Here is a 16,473-nt window from a genome sequence, read left to right as displayed (position 1 = left end):
TCGCACCGGGGGCATCCGTCCGCAGGAGGAGACGTCCTGCGCCCGGGGCGCGATCGGCCTTCCGTCTCGAGACGTGATCCGAGTCAAGATCTGACGACCTAAGCGTGTTAGCATCATCTGTGTGCCAGGATGTGCTCATGAGCACCCGCATCCTCGTCGTTGACGACGACACCGCCCTGGCAGAGATGATCGGCATCATGCTCGAGTCCGAGGGCCATACGCCCTCGTTCTGCGCAGACGGCGCCAAGGCGATGGACATCTTCCGCCAGGTCGAGCCGGATCTCGTCCTGCTCGACCTCATGCTCCCCGGTGTCGACGGCGTCGAGCTGTGCCGCCTCATCCGCGCCGAGTCCGATGTGCCGGTCATCATGCTCACCGCGCGCACCGACACCCAGGACGTCGTCGCGGGCCTGGAGGCGGGGGCCGACGACTACGTGACCAAGCCCTTCAAGAGCAAGGAGCTGCTCGCGCGCGTGCGCACCCGCCTGCGGCGCGTGGCGGACGCCGACGCCGCCGAGCACGTGCGCGCCGGCGACCTGGACATCGATGTCTCGGGCCACCAGGTGCGCCGCGACGGCCAGGTCATCTCCCTGACCCCCCTGGAGTTCGACCTGCTCGTCACCCTGGCGCGCACCCCCTGGAAGGTCTTCACCCGCGATGAGCTCCTCGAGCAGGTGTGGGGCTATCAGCACGCCGCCGACACCCGCCTGGTCAACGTCCACGTGCAGCGGCTGCGCGCCAAGATCGAGCACGATCCCGAGCACCCGACGATCGTCGTCACCGTGCGCGGCGTCGGCTACCGCGCCGGCGACGCGAGGTGACCGCGGGCGCCCGGCGCCTTCACCCGGGGGACGCGTTCGGACTGTTCAGGCGCAGTCTCGGCCTGCGCATGGTCGCGCTGACCCTGAGCATCGGCATCGTCCTCATCGTCCTGCTCACCCTCGTCGTATCCAATCTCATCCGCGACGACGTCTTCGAGGACCGCAGCGCGGCCATCCTCAGCGACGCCCACCAGCGGGTCGCCGCGGCGCAGGCCGAGCTCGACAACGCGGACACCACCACGGCCGACCAGGTGGCGGTCGCCACCAAGAACATGGTCGCCAAGCTCGGGCAGATCTCGGCCGCATCGGGCGCCATCGGCGTCGTCTTCCTGCGCGCCTCCGACGAGACCTCCACCCCCGTGGTCAACAACATGTACACCGACCCCGGGCTGCTCGGCCTCGTCGGCGACGACCTGGCCGCCACCGTCGCCGGCGGCCAGGAGGGGCGCCAGTACTGGAAGTCGGTGACCGTCCCCGGCGCCGACGGCGGGCAGGTCCCCGGGATCATCGTCGGCTCGCGCGTCAGCGTGCCGACGGCCGGGGGCTACGACCTCTACCTCGTCTACACGCTCCAGCCCGAGCAGCAGCTGATCGATCTCACCACGCGCGCCATCGCCCTGGCCGCCATCGGCTTCCTCCTCATGCTGGTCCTGACCGTGTGGGCCCTGGCCGTCGGCGTCCTCATCCCCGTGCGGCGCACCTCCCTGGCGGCCCAGCGCCTGGCGGAGGGCCACCTGGACGAGCGCCTGAAGGTCACCGGCGAGGACGAGATCGCCACGCTGTCGCGCTCCTTCAACGAGATGGCCGGCTCCCTGGCGCGCCAGCTGGAGAACTGGGAGCGCCTGTCCAGCGTGCAGCGGCTGTTCGTCTCCGACGTCTCCCACGAGCTGCGCACCCCGCTGACCTCCATCACCCTGGCCGCGGAGCGGCTCGACGAGGTCCGCGACGAGATCGACGACCCGCTCGCCCTGCGCTCCCTGGACATCCTCCTGCGGGAGGTCACCCGCTTCCGCCGCCTGTTCGACGACCTGCTGGCCATCTCCCGCGTCGACTCCGGGAAGGTCCGGCTGTCGGTGGCCGAGCAGGACCTGACCGCCCTGGTCGAGGCCGTCATCGCCGACAACCAGATCCACATCGACCGCCTGGGCGCGGACGTGCGCGTCCACGCCCCCGACGAGCCCGTCGTGGCGCAGATGGACACCGTGCGCGTGGAGAGGATCGTGCGCAACGTCCTGGTCAACGCCCTCGAGCACGCCGAGGGCACCCCCATCGACATCACCGTGGCCGGCAACGAGGGCGCCGTCGCCGTGCGGGTGCGCGACCACGGCGTGGGCATGACCCCGGAGGTCGCCAGCAAGGTCTTCGACCGCTTCTACCGCGCCGCCCCCTCGCGCCAGCGCACCCTGGGCGGCACGGGCCTGGGCCTGTCGATCTCCGCCGAGGATGCCGTCCTCCACGGGGGCACGCTGGAGGTGTGGGGCTGGCCCGACGAGGGCGCCTCCTTCCTGCTGACCCTGCCGCGCCATCTGGGCGCCGACGGCGAGCGCGGCGCGCTCACGGGCCCGCGCCCCCTGGACGTTGTCCCCGAGGACGCCCCCGAGCTGGCCAAGGCGGGGTTCCGGGCCGCCGGGGTCGTCCCCGCCGTCAAGGCCACCTACCTGCCCCCCGCCCCCGCCTCGCGCCGGACCACGGAGCCGCGCACGATCATCACGCCCGAGGAGGGCGACGACGCCCCCGCCCCGCCCCCGGGGGCCGTGCGCGAGGCGGTCGAGGGCGAGCGCGGCCGCGTCACCGTGCGCGGGCCCGGCTTCGTGTCCACCGCCCAGACCCCCGAGGACGTCCAGACCCGTCCGGGGCACCGCCGATGACCCGGGCGCCGGGGGCCCGGGCCCCCCTCATCAGCCGGCGCGCGGCTCTGCTCGCGGCCCTGGGCGGCGCGGGGGCGGTGGGCGCCTGCGCCCGGCTGCCCCGCGACGGCGAGGTCAGGCAGTCCGACGTCGTCGTGGCCGAGGGGGACTCGCTCGTGCAGAGCGCCGCCGGGCCCGAGGTCGGCGCCTCCCCGAAGGAGATCGTGGAGGGCTTCCTGCGCGCCTGCGCCGCCGGGTACTCCGACGGCTTCGCCACCGCCCGGAGCTTCCTGACCAAGGCGGCCGCCGACTCCTGGCGCCCCCAGGAGATCGTGATGGTCTACACCGGCTCCGAGTCGCCCGTCGTCGAGCAGGCCGGGGAGGGCGCCGTCGATCTGCGCACCCGGCTCATCGGCAGCCTCGACGGCGCCGGGATCCTCACCCCCCGGGACGACGAGGACCACGCCGTGTCCTACTCCCTGACCGCCGACTCCACGGGGCAGTGGCGCATCGCCGCGCTCCCCGACGGCATCCTGCTGCCCGAGCCGGTCTTCGGCCAGGAGTTCTCCGCCTACCTGCTGCACTTCCTGTCGCTGGACCGCGAGCGGGCCGTGCCCGAGCTGCGGTGGGCCGCCCTGCGCACCGCGGCGCCCGCGCTCATGCGCCTGCTGCTCGGGGGGCCCTCGGACTGGCTCGCCCCGGGCGCGGACACCCTCGTGCCGCCCGGGCTCCGGCTCCTCGGGGGCCTCGACGCCCCCCTGCCGGCGGACGGGGCCGTCACGGTCAGCGTCAGCTCCGAGGCCGCCGCGCTCGACCCGACCGGCCGGGCCCTGCTCGTCGCCCAGATCGAGCGCACCCTCACCCAGGTCGCCGGCATCCACTCCGTGAGCGTGCGCGCGCTCGGCGACGGGGAGGATCCGCGGGACGCCGACGCGGGCACCGCCCTGGGCGGGGCCGCGGATCTGGACGCCGCCCCCGGCGCCTCCGGACAGGCCATAGGCATGAGCGGGGGCAACGTCGTGCGGGGGCTGTCCACGGCCCGCGAGACCCTGGCGACCTCCCGGGCGCTGGGGACGACGAGCGCCCGGTGGCCCGACGTGGGCGCCGACGGCACCATCGTCGCCCTGGCCGGCCGCAGCATGCTCCTGCTGGCGCCGGGAAGGTCCGTGGCCAGCGTCATCCACTCCGTCGACGACGAGTCCGCGGGTCAGACGGCCGGCGGCGACCAGGCCGGCGGCGACCAGGCGGGCGATGGCGACCAGGCCGACGGCGGCGATCAGGCGGGCGCGGGCCAGAGCGGCGGCGGGATGACGCCCCCCGTCATCGACCGCCACGGCTGGACGTGGACCGCGGCCCGCGGCGAGATCGTCGTGCTCAACCGGGCGGGGCTGCGGGCCGATCTGGCGGCGGAGTGGCTGGTCGGCAGCCGGGTCCTGGCCCTGGACGTCTCGGCCGAGTCCGAGCGCCTGGTCGTGCGCCGGCTGGTGGACGGCGAGACGGCGGACCGGGTCGAGGCGGCCGTCATCGTGCGCGACGCCCGGGGACTCCCGCAGCGCCTGGGACCGCCCCTGACCGTCCCGGGGGCCGGGGGGACGCGGGCGCTGGCCTGGTCCGATCCGGTGGCCGTGGCGGTCCTGGCCGACGGCGGGGCCGGCGCGCCCGACGTCAAGCAGATCCAGGTCGGGGGGACGGCGGCGACCATCCCCGGGCTGGCCGGCGCCGTGGAGCTGACCGCGAACCGGACGGACGGGCTGGTGCTGCTGACCGACTCCGCCGGCCAGATCTGGCACCGCAACGACGGGACCTGGCGGGTGGCGGCCACCGATCTTCAGGACGTCGGCTACTGCCTGGCCTGAGCCCGGGCCGGGCCCGCCCGTCCGGACGCCGCGCCCCTACATCACCTGGGCGTCGAGGCGGATGACGCCGTAGGTCCAGCCGTGCCGGTGGTAGACGGCGCAGGGCTGCTTGGTGGCCCTCTCGATGAAGAGGTAGAAGGGGTGGCCCACCAGCTCCATCTGGTACAGGGCCTCGTCCACGGTCATCGGCGTCGCCTCGTGCAGCTTCTGGCGCACGATCACCGGGGAGTCGCCGAGCTGGGACTCGACGGCCACGCCGTGCTCGGTGGGCGCCGAGGGGGAGTCCTCGATGGGGGCGTCGTCGGTCTCGGGGACGACGGGCTCCTCGCCCGCCTGCTCGGCGCGCTCCTGAACGGCGGCGACCACGTAGCGGCGGTGGTCCTTCTTGCGGTCGCGCGCGCGGCGCAAGCGTTCGGTGAGCTTGCCCATGGCGATGTCGAAGGCGGCGAAGCGGTCGGAGGAGGTGGCCTCGGCCCGGATGACCGGCCCCTTGGAGATGACGGTGACCTCGACGCGCTCGGCGGTGTCCGCCTGGCGCGGGTTGCGCTCGTGGGTCACCTCGACCTCGACGCGCTGGACGCGGGGGTCGAACTGCTCGACCTTGGTGGCCTTCTCCTCGACGTAGTCCCGCAGGCGAGAGCTGATCTCAGCGTTACGGCCGACGACGGTGATGTCCATGGTGGGAATCCCTTTCTGGGTCCTGATGATCCCGTGGAGGGGGATCGGGTGGGGATGCCCGCCGCAACCTCACGGCGGGCACTGGAAGGTCGCCGATCACCTCCTTGCCATCCGCCCCGCGGGGCGGGTCGGCGGCCCGTTCGCGGGCCGCCGCGCCTTGTGTGTTGTGACACAACAAGTTACACCATGCCGGGCTCCGACGACGGCCGGCGCGCCCCGCGATCGCCGCCCGCGGACGCTCCGGGCGCGCGGGCCGGGCCATCGCCCCGACCGTGGGCGGCCCCATCGCCGGGACGGCTCGGGCGCGGTCCCGGCACGCGCTCGGCGCCGCGCCGCGGGGGAGGCGGGGCGGCCACCACGAGGGCGCCCAGGACCCGCGCCCCGGCCCCCTCCAGGGCGCGGGCGCAGGCGCCCAGAGTCGCCCCGGTGGTCACGACGTCGTCGACCAGCAGGACGCTCCAGCCGCGGACGGGGGCCAGGACCCGCGGCGGGGCGGACCGGTTGCGCCGCCGCTGCCGGGCCGAGCGTCCGGCCTGGTGCGCGCCGCCCGAGGCCGGGCCGCGCCGCAGCACGTCCGCGCTCAGCACGACCACGGGCCCCGCCGGCCGGCCGGCGCGGCGCCAGGAGCGCCCCAACTCCCGGGCGACGGCCGGGGCGACGGCGTCGGCCAGCCGCGCCGCCACCAGCCGCCCGCGCAGCCGCCGCGCCGCGCCCGAGGGCGCGGGCACCACCAGCAGCCCGCGGGAGGCGAGCAGGGTCTCGCGCCCCGAGCCGCCCAGAGCCGCCGCCCAGGCCGCGCCTCCGGCGGCGCCCGCCTCCTCCATGACGGCGGACAGGTCCTCCCTCCGGCCGCTCTTCCAGGCCAGCACCATGGCGCGCACCGGCCCGGCGTAGGGGGCCAGGGCGAGGATCGGCAGTCCCGCGGCGGCCTCGGCGCGCTCGACGGCGAGGGGCGGGGCGCGCAGCAGGGCGCGGCACGAGGGGCACAGCGCCGTCTCCCACCGTCCGCAGCCGGCGCAGGAGACGGGCAGGAGCAGGCGGGCGGCCTCCCGTCCCGGCGTCGGCCCCGCGCCGTCGGACCGCGCCGGGCGGCGGGGGGAGGCGGGCGGAGGCGCGGGGGCGGGGGTCGGTGCGGACACGGACGATGATCCCACGCCGCCGTCCGCCGGCCCCCGGTTGTCCACAGGGCCGCGCCGCCGGGGCGGGCGGGCCGGGCCGTGGAGCCGCGCGCCCCGCGGCGGAGGGCCGCGGGGGAGGGGCCGCGGCCGCGGTATCGCCGCGAGCAAGACCACGCGGCGCGCCGGTCGCCGCCGTCGTGCGGTCCACTACGATGACCATCGACTGCGCCCGGTGGGACCGGGCGGGGGACGCGGCCCGCCGGGGCCCGCGTCCCACCACCGACAAGGGAGATGCCAGCGTGTCGATCGTCGACCGGATCCTTCGCCTCGGCGAGGGCCGCACCCTCAAGAAGCTCGACTCGATCGCCGACCAGGTCGAGGCCCTCGCGGACGACTACGCGGAGTTCACCGACGCCGAGCTCAAGGGTGTCACGGACGAGCTCAAGGACCGCTACGACCGGGGGGCGACCCTCGACGAGCTCCTGCCCGAGGCCTTCGCCGCGGTGTGCGAGGCCGCCGACCGCGTGCTGGGCATGCGCCCCTACCACGTCCAGATCATGGGCGGGGCGGCCCTGCACCTGGGCAATATCGCCGAGATGAAGACCGGCGAGGGCAAGACGCTGGTGGCCACCATGCCCTCCTACCTGCGGGCCCTGACCGGCAAGGGCGTGCACGTGGTCACCGTCAACGACTACCTCGCCGAGTACCAGTCCGACCTCATGGGCCGCGTCCACCGCTTCCTGGGCCTGACCACCGGCTGCATCCTGACCGGCCAGGCCCCCGCCGAGCGCCGCAGGCAGTACTCGATGGACATCACCTACGGCACGAACAACGAGTTCGGCTTCGACTACCTGCGCGACAACATGGCCCAGCGCCCCGAGGACCTCGTCCAGAGGGGCCACGCCTTCGTCATCGTCGACGAGGTCGACTCCATCCTCATCGACGAGGCCCGCACCCCCCTCATCATCTCCGGCCCGGCCGGCGGCGACGTCAACAAGTGGTACAAGGAGTTCGCCAAGATCGCCGAGCGGCTGCGCGCGGGCAGGGACTACGAGGTCGACGAGAAGAAGCGCACCGTCGGCGTCCTGGCCTCGGGCATCGAGCGGGTCGAGGACTACCTGGGCATCGACAACCTCTACGAGTCGGAGAACACCCCGCTCATCAGCTTCCTCAACAACGCCATCAGGGCCAAGGAGCTGTTCCACCTCGACAAGGACTACATCGTGCGCGACGGCGAGGTCCTCATCGTCGACGAGCACACCGGCCGCGTCCTGCCCGGGCGGCGCTACAACGAGGGCATGCACCAGGCCATCGAGGCCAAGGAGCGCGTGGAGATCAAGGCGGAGAACCAGACCCTGGCCACCATCACCCTGCAGAACTACTTCCGCCTCTACCCCGAGGGCTCGCGCTGCGGCATGACCGGCACCGCCGAGACCGAGGCCGCCGAGTTCGCCGGCACCTACAAGATCGGCGTCGTGCCCATCCCCACGAACAAGCCGATGATCCGCGTCGACCAGGCCGACCTGGTCTACACGACGGCGGCCGCCAAGCTGATCGCCGTCGTCGACGACATCGCCGAGCGCCACGAGGCCGGCCAGCCGGTCCTCGTGGGCACCACCAGCGTGGAGAAGTCCGAGCAGCTGTCCTCCCTGCTGCGCGAGCGGGGGATCCCCCACCAGGTCCTCAACGCCAAGCAGCACGCCCGCGAGGCCGCCGTCGTCGCCATGGCCGGCCGCAAGGGGGCCGTCACCGTGGCCACCAATATGGCCGGGCGCGGCACCGACATCATGCTGGGCGGCAACGCCGAGCACATCGCCGTCACCGCGCTCAAGGAGCAGGGGCTCGACCCCGAGGAGAACGCCGAGGAGTACGAGCGGGCCTGGCCCGCGGCCCTGGCCGCCGCCAAGGAGGCCTGCCGGGCCGAGCACGACGAGGTGGTCGGGCTCGGCGGGCTGTACGTGCTGGGCACCGAGCGCCACGAGTCGCGCCGCATCGACAACCAGCTGCGCGGGCGCTCCGGGCGCCAGGGCGACCCCGGCGAGTCCCGCTTCTACCTGTCCATGGAGGACGACCTCATGCGCATGTTCGCCTCCGGGCTGGCCCAGCGCATCATGTCCTCGGGGGCCTACCCCGACGACGTCCCCCTGGAGTTCAAGGTGGTCACCCGCGCCATCGCCTCGGCCCAGCGCCAGGTCGAGTCGCGCAACTACGAGATCCGCAAGAACGTCCTCAAGTACGACGACGTCATGACCGAGCAGCGCGAGAAGGTCTACTCCGAGCGCCGTCGGGTTCTGGACGGCGAGGACCTCGAGCCGCAGATGGAGCACTTCCGCTCCCAGACGGTCGGCGGCATCGTCGACGCCGCCACCGCCGAGGGGCGCCCCGACCAGTGGGACCTGGAGTCCCTGTGGGCCGAGCTCGGCCGGCTCTTCCCGGTGTCCCTGACCGCCGACGAGATCGTCGAGGCCGTGGGCGGGCGGGACAACCTCACCGCGGAGCGGCTGACGGCGGAGCTGACCGAGGACGCGGCCCTGGCCTACGAGAAGGCCGAGGAGCGGCTGAACGTCAACCCGCTCGCCCGCGCCCAGCTCGGCGAGGAGCCCATGCGCGCCCTGGAGCGCCGCGTGCTGCTCGCGGTGGTGGACAAGCGCTGGAGAGAGCACCTGTACGAGATGGACTACCTCAAGGAGGGCATCGGCCTGCGCGCCATGGCGCAGCGCGACCCGCTGGTGGAGTACGCCAACGAGGGCGCCCACATGTTCAAGGCGATGATGGAGGGGATCCGGGAGGAGACCGTCGAGCAGGTCTTCGCCAACGTGGTCCGCTTCGACGCGGCCGCGGCGCGGGCCGAGGCCGACGGGACCGCCGAGGCCGCCCGCGCGGTCGCCGGCTCCGACGGCACGGCCGTGGCCGGCCTGTCGGCGCCGCGCCGCTCCGTCATGGGCGACACCGGCCGGGCGTCGATGAACCAGCGCGTCACCTACTCCGCCCCCTCGGAGGACGGCTCGGGCCAGGCCACGACGAGGTCCGAGGCCGGGCGGGCGCCCGCGCCCCGGTCCGGCGGTCGGACGGCGGGCAATCGGGCGGGTCAGGCGGCCGGGGGCCGGGCCCGGGCGGGCAACCAGGCGCAGTCCGGCGGTCAGGCTCAGGCCGGCAGCCGGGCGCAGTCCGGCGGACAGGCCCAGGCGGGCGGTCAGGCTCAGGCCGGCAACCGGGCCCAGAGGCGCCGCGCGGCCAAGAAGCGCTCGCGCCGCCACTGAGCAGCCGGGCCGGCGCCGTCACCGGAACGTCGTCGGTCCGGTGACGGGCCGGGCCGACGCGGCTCTTCGCGGCGCCGGGCGGCCTTCCGGGCGGACGGCCCGCGGCGGCGATTCGGCCGGGCTCAGCCGACCTCCAGGGCGGAGAGCACCCACCGGCCGTGGCGCGGCTCCACGCGCGCGCCCGCGGCCCGCAGGCGGTGCCCGTCCTCGACCATGACGCAGGCCTCGTAGGCGCCCGAGCGCGTCAGCTGGAGATCGACCGAGCGCACGCGCGGCCGCACGGATCCGTACTCGCCCAGGATCCGTCTGGCCAGACCGGCGCGCCGGGCGATGGCGTCGTAGAGCTCCGGCGTCGTCCAGCGGCCCAGCTGGGTGGCCGGGCGCAGACCCGCGAGGACCTCCACGGCGGCGGTGACGACGGCGCGCACGACCCGGACGGGGTCCGGGCAGATCTGCGGCCGGGTCGTGCCCGCCCGTTCGGTCTGGGTCTTGCGGGGCTGGAGGGCCGGCTGGAAGCGCAGCCGGTCCCATCCTCGGTCGATCTCGGCGTTGGTCAGGGCCGCGGGCGCGACGGCGGCGCCGCCCGCCCCGGTGCGGCGCACGCGCACCGGGACGCGGGCCGGGGCATGCGCCGGTGCGCGGGCCGGGGCTCTCGACGGCGCGCCCGGCTGAAGCGGAGGGGGCGTCGGGGGCGGTGCGGGCGCCTCGAGCTGCGCGGGTGCATTGAGTCGGGCGGGTGTGTTGCGCGGCGCGGGCGCACCCGGCTGGGTCAGGATCATCGGCTCGGCGGTCACGGCGGTCTCCTCTCAGGGGCGGGACGGCGGTCTCAGGAGGTCCTCGGGCACGCTCAGGACGGTCCCCGGGAGGATGAGGTCGGGGTCGGCGCCGATGCTCTCGGCGTTGGCCGCGTACAGGATCGGCCACGCCCGCGCGACCCGGGCCTGCGCACTCGGCCCGCCCGACGACGGGTCCGTCGGGGCCTCCGCGGCTCCGGCGTCGAGGAGCTCCTGCGTGATCGACCACAGCGACTCCCCGGCGCTCACCTGGTGGGTGGTCGCGGGCGCGCTCGGCGCCTCCGCGGCCGGTGGATCCCCGGCCGGCGGGTCCGCGGCCGATGTCTCCCCGCTCGGCGCTCCCGCGGCGGGATCGGGCCGCGGGGCCGCGGGCTCGGCGCCCGGGGAGGCGTCCGGGCCGGGGGCGGGCGCGGGCTCGGCGGGCGCGGATGCCGAGGCGGTGGGCGCCCAGCCCAGGTCGTCGGACGCCCCCGGCGCCTGCGCGGCCATCGCCGGGGCGCCCGCCGCCACCGCGGCGACGAGGGCCCCGGCGGTCGTGCGCCGCATGATCGGGGCGCCCCAGCGGTGCAGGGCCCGGAGCGCGGCGCGGCGGATCCCGGCTCCCCGGGTCGAGGGGGCGGGGCCGGCCAGGGCGATGACGGCCAGGGCTCCGGAGAGCGCGTGCCAGGCGGCGCCGAGCGCGCCCGCGCCGCAGGCCAGGAGGACGAGCGCCCGGGTGAGCGCCGTCGGGCCCCAGGCGGAGGGGGGAGCGGAGGCCAGCCGGCCGGCGGCGTCGCAGGCGGCGAGGGCGAGCCCGACGGCCAGGGCCGAGGCGAGGAGGGTGAGGGCGCCGAGACGCAGGCGGGTGCGCATGAGATGCTCCTATCTCGAACGACTATGTTTGAGATGATTTGATCATGCGTGATTAGTGTCGGTACTGTCAAGTGCTTCGGCGAGTCTTGTCCGGTCGGCGCGGGTGTGATGGGGTGGGGCCGTGGAGTGGGACGCGCTTCTGGCAGACCTGGAGAGCCGCTTCGACGCGGAGCGGCGGGCCGAGATCGCCGCCGCCAGCGCGGATCTCGCCGAGGCCGAGCTGGCCGGGATCCGGATCCTCGACCGCCTGCGCAACGCCGTCGGCGCCGAGCTCCACATGCGCACCCTCTCCGGGTTCGCCGTGGACGGGCGCCTGCTCAAAGCCGGCGGGGAGGTCCTCGTCATCGACGAGGGCGAGGGGCTGCGCACGCTCGTGCCCGTGCGGGCCATCGCCGTCGTCTCGTCACTGCCCGGCCCCGCGCCCGTCGCCGATCCGGCCCGGGGCGGATCGGGCGGGTCCGGTCTGACCGCGGCCCTGCGGGCCCTGGCGCGTCAGGGCGCGAGGGCGCGCCTCCTGCTCGCGGCGGGGGAGGTGGTCGGCAGGCTCTCGCGGGTCGGGGCCGACCACGTCGACGTCCTCGTCGACGGCATCGACCCGGCCTCGCGGCTGGAGCCCGTGCGTCCCCGGCGGGGGCGCACCAGCGTGCTGCTCGCGGCCGTGGAGGCGGTGCGCAGCCGCTGAGCGGGGCGCCCGGCCGGGTTCAGCCCTCCGCGCGCCCTGCGGCGACCATCTCGCGCGTCGAGGCGAGCTGGCGCTCGACGTAGGCGTCGAAGGCGTCCTCCGGGACGCGCCACAGGTGCCGCGCCCCGACCTGGATGGCGGGCAGATCCCCGGACAGAATGAGCGAGCGGACGCCCTGGGCGGACAACTGCAGTCTCTCGGCGACGTCGGCGATAGTCAGGAACGTGGTGCTCATGGCACCATTGTCACATTGCGAAGCGCTGTGCGCTATCCCTGAAACACATCACGGATGCTCTGAGACCCCCTCCCAGCATCCACGACCATCATGAGTGAGCAAGGAGGACCTCATGAGTCCAGCCTTCCGTCGCCCCCGTTCCCAGGGCCCGACAGACACGACCACGCCGCCGCGCGGCCGCTCCCGCCCACCGCGTCTGCGCTCCAGGCCCTGGCGGGATCCGCGGCTCACCGGCGGCATAGCCCTCATCGGCGCCGCCGTCGCCCTGGGCGCCTGGGCGGTCGACGCCGCCGCCGAGACCGAGGAGATCTACGTCCTGGCCCAGGACGTCGCCCCGGGGGCGGACCTGGGCGCCGACGGCGTGCTGACGGTCGTCTCCTCGCATCCGGGGACCGGCGCCTACGTGCGCGCCGGCGACCTGCCCGCCGGCGCCGTCGCCACCCGCTCGCTCAAGGCCGGCGAGCTCCTGCCCGCCGGCGCCGTCGGACCGGCCCAGGAGCAGAACCTGCGCTCCATCCTCATCGAGGTGGCCGAGGGCCTGCCCGCAGGCGTCAAGGCCGGGGACTACGCCGACCTGTGGGCCCTGCCCGACCAGTCCTCCCAGTCCGCCGCGGCGGGTCGGGCGGACGCCCCGCAGGCCGAGCTCGTCGCCCAGAACCTCATCATCGTCTCGATCGGCCAGAAGGACACGGGGCTCGTCAGCGGCACCACCGTCAGCGTCGAGGTCCTCGTCCCCGTCGAACTCGTGAGGCCCGTGCTCACCGCCGCGGGGGGTCAGGGGCCGCTCGTCCTCGTGCCGACGGGCCAGAGCTCATGAGCCACCCTCCCGCTTGGCGCGGCGCCGACGGCGTCCTGCTGGCCCTGACGGGGGAGGACGCCGCGATCGTGCGGGCGCTCGACGCCGCCGGCAGCGGCCTGAGGGTCGTGCGCCGCTGCGGAGACGTCGCCGAGCTGCTCAGCGCCGCCCTGGCGGGTCTGGCGCGGCTGGCGGTCCTCGACACCGGCTTCGACGACCTCGACCGCACCGTCCTGGACCGCCTGGAGCGGTGCGGCGTCGCCGGCGTCCTCCTCGTGGACGACGACGACGAGGAGCGGCGCTGGGCCGCCGCCGGATGGCCCACCATGCCGCGCCGGGTCGACCCCGCCATGCTGCGCGCCCGGCTCCAGCTGATCGCCCGCCGGGGCGGTGCGAAGGCCGCGCCGGCGCTCCCGCCCGCCGGTCCGCCCGCCGTGTCCGCCGCATCCGGTTCGTTCGCCGCCTCCGGTCCGTCCGGAGCCCCCGCCGTGTCCGCCGCATCCGCCGACCCGCCCGACGCGCGAATGCCCGGCCCGCCCGGCGGCGCCCGCCCGGCGTCCGCGCCGGGCGGCGGCCGGTCCATCGCCGGTTCGGATGCGGACGGCCGGCACCCCGCGTCCGCGCCGGACCGGGACGGGTCGGCCCGGACGCGCGCCGCGGCCGCCGGGCGCCCCCTGCCGGGCTCCCCGCCGGACGCCGGAGCGGAGACGGCCCAGCCCCGCGAGGGGCGGCTCGCCGTCGTCTGGGGGCCGCACGGCGCGCCGGGGCGCACCACGGTCGCCGCCTCACTGGCCCACGGCCTGGCCCGGGCGGGCGGGTCCGTCCTCGTCGACGCCGACGTCGAGGCCCCCAGCCTCGTCCAAGTCCTCGGCCTGCCCGAGGACTCCTCCTCCCTGGCCACGGCCGCCCGGCTCGCCTCGCACTCGCGCCTGGACACCGAGAGCCTGGTCGGTCTGCTCGTCCCGGTCGGCCCCGACCACAGCCTGCTCAGCGGCCTGGGGCGCTCCGGGCGCTGGCGGGAGCTGCCGCCCTCGCCCATGGCGGACGTGTGGACCGGGTGCCGGGAGGTGGCCGCCTGGACGGTGGTCGACATCGCCGGCGGGCCGCTGGAGGACGAGGTCGACGACTACACCCTCGAACCGGGGCGCGACGCCCTGGCGGCGTCCCTGGTGCGCTCGGCCGACGTCGTCGTCATCGTGGGGGCGGCGGACCCCGTCGGAGTGCGCCGCCTGCTCCAGCTCGTCTCCCAGTTCGACGAGGGCGAGCGCCCCGCCGGCAGGATCGAGGTGGTGGTCAACCGGGTGCGCGCCTCCGCGGCCGGCCCGTCCCCCGAGCGCGCGGTCAGGGAGGCGCTGGCGCGCTTCGGCGGGCTGGAGGAGGTGACGCTGCTGCCGGAGGATCCGGTGGCCGACCAGTGCATGCTCGCCGGGTGCAGCGTGCTCGACGGCGCCCCCGGCAGCGCCCTGGGGCGGGCGCTCGCGGTCCTCGTGGACCGGATCGATCCGGCCGCCGGCGCCCGGCGCACCGCCTCGCGCCAGCGGCGGCGCGGGCTCCTGCGCAGGTGGCGGGATCGGCGCGCTGAGCGGCGCTCCCCGCCCCGGACGGCGGCGCCCGGGGCGGGGCCGGGCCGGGACGGCGCCGACGCGCCCGAGGACGTCTCCGCGCCGGTTGCGGCGTCCTCCGCGCCCGAAGCGCCCGGTGCCTCCGCGATACCCTCGCCGCCCGTGCCGCCAGCGTCCGCGCCTCCGCTCCCATTCGCGGTTTCTCCGCCCGGGACGCCCATGTCGCCTGCGCCGCCCGGGGCCTCCGCGCCGCCCCCGCCCCCACCGCCGCCGATGCCGCCCCGGACGATGCCGCCCGTGGCGCCCCCGTCTGCGGCGCCCACCGCGGCGTTCCCGCCGTCCGCGGCGACTCCGTTCACGGCGCCCTCTTCGGCGACATCACCGGCGCCTCGGACGCCGTCGCAACCGGTGACGCCGCCGATGCCGCCGCCGGTGACGCCGCCGACCGCCCGGGAGACGCCTCAACGAACCTCGCGGGAGGCGCGTCGGCCGCCCCGTCGCCGCAAGGGGCGGCACGCGAGCTGAGCGGACCGGGCGCCCCGATCGTCGGGTAGACGACGAGATCGTCACTTAACCCGCGAGAACGTCTGCTAGAGGTACGTTCTCGCGGGTTACCCGGCGATCTCGCGGGTTAAGTGACGTGCTCGCAGGTTAAGTGACGTGCTCGCGGATCGCGGCGCCCGGCCCGATGGGACGCATGGGACTTGCGGGGCGCCCGGAGTGACCCGCTGATGATTCAAGGCCGCGGCCCCCGGTTCGACCGCATCCGACCAGGGATGGCGCCTCCCCGCGCCGGATACGCCACCGCGCCAGGGGGCTCACCCCGAGGCCGGTTCACGAAATTCCAGGTCTGCTCGCCGAGATCCATCTCGACTCGCGCAATGCGAGCCCGGCCCGGCACAATCCACACGAACTCAATCCGCGCGAGCCCGTCTCGCACAATGCGAGACGAGATGACATCACCGAATCGAAGTCCCCCGGGGCGGCGGATGGTGGTACATGCACCGCCGAGTCGAGCTGCAACCATATTGACTCCTCCGGGGCGGCGAACAGCGGGGCGTTCGCGGGAGGCCGACGGGGGCGTACGCCGACTCCTACCTCCGGGGCGGCGGACGGCGGAGGCCACGGCGGGCGTCAGGCACGAGAAATGGCGCCCTGGGAGGATCGTTCCGTCCCGCACCCGACTGCACTATTGCGAAAACCGCGGAATCATGCGGAAACTGTTGGACCCACCCGGAGTGCCGGCGCGAACGATCCTCCCAGAGCGCCAAAACGACCTCCGAGGACGCACCGGAACCGCCCCGCGACTGAGGATCGGCGACTGATCGGCCGGACTCGGCGCGTCGAGCCCGGTCGGACGCCTCGATGGGTCCGGCGGTTCTCCGCCGTTTCGGCGAGGGGACCGGGAAGAGGCGCGGGGCGGGGCACACTGGTCCCATGCGCATCTACATCCCCGCCACCGCCGCCGACCTGTCCGCCCCCGAGATCTCCGCGCGCCCCGCCCATGCCGTGACCGCGCAGCTGGCGCGGGCGCTGCCGGAGGAGGATGAGGAGGGCCTGGAGATGTCGGCGAGCCTGTGCGCGGCCGACGCCTCGCTCGTGCTGCTGGCCGAACCGTCCGCGGACGGCGCGGCGGACCGGCGCATCGTCATCGCCGCGGACGTCGACGCCGAGGCGGTGCGCGAGCTCGCCGTCGGGCCGGACGCGCTGCCGGGGACGGTGGAGCTCCTCGGACCCGTGTCCTGGGACGACGTGGCGGCCCTGCTGGTCGACGAGGAGCGGGCCGAGGCGGATGTGCGGGCGGCGCGCACGGGGGACGAGGAGGCCTTCGAACGGGCAGCGGACGCGGACCTGCTGTGGTTCGACGTCTCCGAGCGCGCCCCGCTGGCGGAGCGGCTGGGCGCCTGAGCCGCAGGCGCGGCTGGTCCGGGTCCCGGGCGACCGCCGCCCGGACCTCAGCCGGCGATCGTGC

At 75.4% G+C, this 16,473-nt stretch carries 13 protein-coding genes; 8 read left to right on the top strand and 5 right to left on the bottom strand.

The window, feature by feature from the left end; translation table 11 throughout:
• Positions 1-137: 137 nt before the first annotated feature.
• The 3 genes from mtrA to G446_RS0101635 are packed head-to-tail and all read left to right on the top strand — an operon-like array spanning position 138 to position 4,524.
• A complete protein-coding gene (mtrA, locus tag G446_RS0101645) occupies positions 138-821 on the top strand; it encodes an MtrAB system response regulator MtrA (RefSeq protein ID WP_026408820.1) in 684 nt (227 codons plus the stop codon).
• Positions 818-2,689, top strand: coding sequence for an MtrAB system histidine kinase MtrB (gene mtrB, locus G446_RS15310; protein ID WP_273119092.1), 1,872 nt, complete (start codon positions 818-820; stop codon positions 2,687-2,689). The genes mtrA and mtrB overlap by 4 nt, the downstream gene beginning before the upstream one ends.
• Positions 2,686-4,524, top strand: a complete 1,839-nt coding sequence (locus tag G446_RS0101635) for an LpqB family beta-propeller domain-containing protein (RefSeq protein ID WP_026408819.1) — start codon at positions 2,686-2,688, stop codon at positions 4,522-4,524. Before mtrB ends, G446_RS0101635 begins: the two co-directional genes overlap by 4 nt.
• A 36-nt stretch (positions 4,525-4,560) precedes the next feature.
• Here the strand turns inward: G446_RS0101635 and hpf are convergent, their stop codons facing one another.
• Both hpf and G446_RS15305 read right to left on the bottom strand, forming a co-directional pair.
• Positions 4,561-5,202, bottom strand: coding sequence for a ribosome hibernation-promoting factor, HPF/YfiA family (gene hpf, locus G446_RS0101630; protein WP_026408818.1), 642 nt, complete (start codon positions 5,200-5,202; stop codon positions 4,561-4,563).
• A gap of 179 nt (positions 5,203-5,381) precedes the next feature.
• On the bottom strand, positions 5,382-6,341 hold the full coding sequence (locus G446_RS15305; protein ID WP_051285545.1) for a ComF family protein: 960 nt from the start codon (positions 6,339-6,341) through the stop codon (positions 5,382-5,384).
• Positions 6,342-6,619: 278 nt separating this feature from the next.
• Between G446_RS15305 and secA the strand changes: the two genes are divergently transcribed.
• Positions 6,620-9,580 (top strand): preprotein translocase subunit SecA, encoded by a 2,961-nt coding sequence (gene secA / locus G446_RS0101620; protein WP_026408817.1) that lies wholly within the window; start codon positions 6,620-6,622, stop codon positions 9,578-9,580.
• A gap of 122 nt (positions 9,581-9,702) precedes the next feature.
• On the opposite strand, the gene G446_RS20810 is transcribed toward secA, so the two are convergent.
• Both G446_RS20810 and G446_RS19705 read right to left on the bottom strand, forming a co-directional pair.
• Positions 9,703-10,374: an Rv3235 family protein gene (locus G446_RS20810; RefSeq protein ID WP_245574542.1), complete on the bottom strand. Its 672-nt coding sequence runs from the start codon at positions 10,372-10,374 to the stop codon at positions 9,703-9,705.
• A gap of 12 nt (positions 10,375-10,386) precedes the next feature.
• Positions 10,387-11,226 (bottom strand): LysM peptidoglycan-binding domain-containing protein, encoded by an 840-nt coding sequence (locus G446_RS19705; RefSeq protein WP_026408815.1) that lies wholly within the window; start codon positions 11,224-11,226, stop codon positions 10,387-10,389.
• 121 nt (positions 11,227-11,347) lie between these two features.
• Here G446_RS19705 and G446_RS0101605 point away from each other — a divergent pair, with 121 nt between their 5' ends.
• Positions 11,348-11,908, top strand: a complete 561-nt coding sequence (locus G446_RS0101605; RefSeq protein WP_026408814.1) for a hypothetical protein — start codon at positions 11,348-11,350, stop codon at positions 11,906-11,908.
• A 19-nt stretch (positions 11,909-11,927) separates the two neighbouring features.
• Here the strand turns inward: G446_RS0101605 and G446_RS0101600 are convergent, their stop codons facing one another.
• Positions 11,928-12,143, bottom strand: a complete 216-nt coding sequence (locus G446_RS0101600; RefSeq protein ID WP_026408813.1) for a helix-turn-helix domain-containing protein — start codon at positions 12,141-12,143, stop codon at positions 11,928-11,930.
• Between the two features lie 112 nt (positions 12,144-12,255).
• Here G446_RS0101600 and G446_RS0101595 point away from each other — a divergent pair, with 112 nt between their 5' ends.
• The 3 genes from G446_RS0101595 to G446_RS0101585 all read left to right on the top strand — a co-directional run bounded on the left by G446_RS0101595 (position 12,256) and on the right by G446_RS0101585 (position 16,409).
• Positions 12,256-12,960 (top strand): CpaB family protein, encoded by a 705-nt coding sequence (locus G446_RS0101595; RefSeq protein WP_245574541.1) that lies wholly within the window; start codon positions 12,256-12,258, stop codon positions 12,958-12,960.
• Entirely contained in the window at positions 12,957-15,026 is a 2,070-nt protein-coding gene (locus G446_RS15300; protein WP_051285544.1) for a CpaE/TadZ family protein, read from the top strand. The genes G446_RS0101595 and G446_RS15300 overlap by 4 nt, the downstream gene beginning before the upstream one ends.
• Positions 15,027-15,938: 912 nt before the next feature.
• Positions 15,939-16,409 carry a DUF6912 family protein gene (locus G446_RS0101585; protein WP_026408811.1) on the top strand — a complete coding sequence of 157 codons (471 nt, stop codon included), beginning with the start codon at positions 15,939-15,941 and terminating at the stop codon, positions 16,407-16,409.
• Positions 16,410-16,473: the final 64 nt, after the last annotated feature.

It is taken from the genome of Actinomyces dentalis DSM 19115, from assembly GCF_000429225.1.
Taxonomy (GTDB): Bacteria; Actinomycetota; Actinomycetes; order Actinomycetales; family Actinomycetaceae; genus Actinomyces; species Actinomyces dentalis.
This window is presented reverse-complemented; position numbering and strand designations above follow the sequence as displayed.